Below are 4033 nucleotides of genomic sequence, written 5' to 3'. Positions count from 1 at the left end.
TTCCGAATTGACCGACGTGTCCAGAATGCCGGAGTTGGCGGAGACGCGCTGGTCGGGTCCGAGTTCGCACTGGAGCTTGCCGATGGCGACTTCCAGGGCAAGGCGGGCCTGCGCCCGTGCCTCTGCGGCATACAAACCCTTCTGAGAAATACGCGTCTGCGACGCGGACATGGTCAGCAAGCCGACGCTGAGGAGGGCGAGCAGGACCATGAGCGTGATCGTTGCAATCAATGCAAATCCTTGTAACTGATTCTTTAGGAAGTATATAGAAGTGCGCTTCCCGCGGTTACAACGGTATGTGATTTTCATGACAGAATAGAAACTAGAATGAGAAAAAGAAAGACAGAGGGACTCCGTAAATTAACAGTCATGTGTTAGCTAACTGAAGCTCGTATATCAAGTAAAAAATTCTGTTTTTTACTTGATAGATAGCCTCAACTATACAGCTTCTCCAAGTATTTCATATAATCTCCCACTTGCGAGAATTTGTTAGATAAATGGATAACGATACATTCCCGATAACTGTAGATTCATATGATTTTGCAGCATGTTGGAGTCATTATTAAAATAATAAAAACACCATAAATTCAATATATGCGTTGCTTAATGGAAATTTACCCATCGCATAAAAATGCCGTTTTTATGCGATGAGTAGATACAGATATGCAGATTTTTTCAAATATTCCCATCTAGATTGTGAAGAATATTTCTGTATATGTCGGAATGCTGATTATTTACCTGGGTGGCCGCATTATTTATACTTCCTCAGGTGAGAGCCAACGGAAGGAAACCACGTCGAACTTTCTCCCGAACGCACGGTTGATATTGCTCAACTGGGTTCTGTCCAGTGAACCCGTACTCGTATTGACTTCATACGCAGCGGTTTCGGGGGCATTCGTCGGATCGACATAGTCCACTCCGCGTTTGACGACGGCTTCGCACCAGGCGCGGGAGAGGATGCTCTTGCCGGACTTGGTCGTCAGTTCCCCGTACGCCCGGATGGTGAACGTATCGTCCCGCGTCGTCAGGATGTTGCCCAGCACGGCCAGGATGTCGGACTGGATCAGGTAGCCGGGCGCTCCCGTAAACACGTTGCCGCGCGCGGCCTCCGGATTCGGATAGGGGGCGGAGGGATTCAGGACGGAGCTTTGTACCTGGTCGAAGACGGAGTTGATGCACGTGTTGTCGATGGCCGTCTGGATGGCGCCCTTCAACCCGAGATCTCCGGATGCGAGACGCCGGTTGACGAACTCGGCCATGTTGAGGAACGGGCCGCGCTTCTTGACTTCGGCAACGAGGTTTTCTGTGAAACGATCCAGTGTATTTTCGTCGATTTTACGAAGGTCGGACCATGCCTGGGCGACTCCGTCGGTCAACCCGTTGGTAATGCCGACACTTCCGTAATCGTCCACATGGGACTGGTCGCTGCTGGCTACGCCGAAACGGGAGAAGTAGGCCGTGTTTTTATCCTGATTCATCGGACTAACTCCGTTGGTCGAGGAATTGAAAAGCAACTGGCGGTCCCTGAGCCCCTTGATGACGGACTTCCAGGCTTTCATGGATGTAGAGTTCACATTGAAAGCGCCTTCGACGTTGACATACTTGGCCACTTTCTTGTAGCCGTCGGAATCGCTCAGTTCATTAATGACATTTTCAACCTTGTCGGCACCGGGATTCAAGGAGAAGCGGGAATTAGGCAGGACTTCCAGAGAGTTGACGTTAGCCGTGGAATCTTTTTTATCACTGAGGATGTTTTTCAGCACCTCTGTAAATTCTTCCCTGCCACCATTGCCTCCGATTTGCGTAGGACGGTTGGAAATGGAGGAAGCGAACCAGGAGTCCCAGACGCCGTCGTTGGCCATCAGGGCGTGATCCCAGAAATCTCCGTGTTCCTTGTCTCCCGAAATTTCACTGTGAACAAATACCCGGTTGCCTGGAATCATGGGGTCGGCAAACGAATTGCCAATACCGATTCCGGGAACACCGGACTGGTAGGAAAAACGTTTGGCAACAGTTGAGACAGAATCATTACCTTGGGTATACCAGCCGGGAGTCAGGCGGGCGCCGGCAAATCCGGCAATGGAATAGGGTGGATGGATGGGGATTTCCGTGGCGGAAATCTTGTTGATTTGTTCGGCTCCAGGGCCACCAAAGGTTGACAGGCGGGTTCCATCATTGTTTAGAACATTAGCAATCGTAATCGGAGCAAAGCCTTCCGGATCGTTGTGGTGCTTGACTTCGAACTGGTACGGGCTGTAGGTACGGGACAAATCGCTGGCAGCTATTAATTGTCCTCCCCAGAAAAGAGGCGAGGAATGCTGCCATATTTTGGTACGGTAGTCTTTGTCTTCGGGGTATGTTCCAATCAATGGGCTTTGGCTCCATTTGACCGACAGACCAAAATAGGCAACAAATTCATATTTTTCAGCACCAACTCCTCCTTTGCCTTGTGCTTTATTTCCGATTCCTCCTACAGAACTGGCATCGACAAAATCGTAAGGTGTTTCCGGATTGTTACGGTCACGGTGCATTTCGTGGGGAAAACGAATTTCCTTAACGAGAGGTTCTTCCCAAATACCCCAATTTATATTGTAAGTAGCAGGATTTTTCTTGTAGAATGTATCTGGAATATCCCCAGCGGAAAGTTCATACGATTTTCCTATGATAGAGGGATCCATGAGCCCAGATACATTCACGTATGTACTCAATTCTCCATTTTGTTTAACTTCATCGGAGTAGAGTTGCGAAAGGACTGCTGTTTTGGGGATAACTTTTAGATCAGATGCCTTTGTAACAAAGTCGATTTTTGCCTTTCTATAAGTATGGGCCTTTTCATCCAGCGGTACTGGAAAACTTGTAGTATTGTATAATGTATCGAATCGGATTCCGTCAAAGGGAATAATCCATGAGTATGCAGAAACTTGTTCAAAGGACTCCGACCATCCTTCTTTAAGGGGATAATTGTCGACACGCTGATCATTTTGATTGGATTTAGCCTGAGTAGGGTGAGGAGCCGTTTGGTCAAACCATCCTGAGGGAGCATAGGCACGGGGCCGGAAAATACCTCTTTCGGAATCTGGCTGAGAGTAGAGGACAATTTCACCAGCTCTTAATGTTGAGGATGCCCCTTTATCAGGTTCTCCTTTGATGGACATGGTGACTTTTTCCCTCAGAGAGCTACCATAATCGGCAAGTGGCCTATTTTTGACATGGTCACCATAACCGAACCCTGACTTTCTAGTATTATATGACGTATAAAAGTCATCGGTATAATCTGACAGGAGAGAATCATCGACATAGTGTCCATTGAGATAGCCATCCCAACCGATATGGAAATTGAAAGCATTTTTGAGAGGGAGGAAATGTTCTGCATTGACGTAGGTTCCGTATGGATCTCCATTCCCCCCTTCAAGCCGCATGTCCACATTGTATGGATTCCACCATACCGTAATCGGCACTAGAAAGGTGAACGGGAGAACGGTTCCGCCGCCTCCGCCAATAAAATCGTCCCAGTTGGAGGAATACACGTACCCGATGAAGTTGTACTGTCGCAGCATAATGGGATTGCGCATGTACGTATAATGGTTATTCATCATTGTGACCAATGATTCGGCATCGGCCGCAACTAGCGTATAGGGCCTTTTGCCGTCCCACTTCAGTGTCGCCGAGGCGTCCTGGCCGTTGCGCACCGTCGCCCCGTCCCAGATGTTGGACCAGTAATAGAATTGCGGCCACGACGCGATCGGACGCACGGTGACGGCCGCATTGCCGTCTTCATTGTTGTACGGGCGCAGGCCGACGTCATGGCTGTTTGTACGGAATTCGTCGGGGACTTCCTTCTGGGACATCATGATGTTCATGTCCTTCTTCAACCCGCCGAACTTGGAGTCCGTCTGCAGGCCGGAGGCATACAGGGACACATCGTGGAAGAGGCTGGGAATGTCGCGGGAATTGCGGGCCTGCAGCAGGACGGTGCCGCGCGTAATCAGGCGGGATACCTGTTCATCGTAGGCATTGCCTCCGTCGGTGGAAA

1 protein-coding gene is annotated in these 4033 nt (G+C 49.4%); it reads right to left on the bottom strand.

Annotation, left to right across the window (positions count from 1 at the left end):
* Positions 1-755 precede the first annotated feature (755 nt).
* On the bottom strand, positions 756-4033 hold a 3278-nt coding region (locus tag QET40_RS00030), incomplete at its 5' end, for a hypothetical protein (RefSeq protein WP_345783032.1).

This window comes from Akkermansia sp. N21169 (assembly GCF_029854675.1).
Lineage (GTDB): Bacteria > Verrucomicrobiota > Verrucomicrobiia > Verrucomicrobiales > Akkermansiaceae > Akkermansia.
The sequence above is the reverse complement of the archived record's forward strand: the minus strand, read 5'-3'. Positions and strand labels throughout refer to the sequence as shown.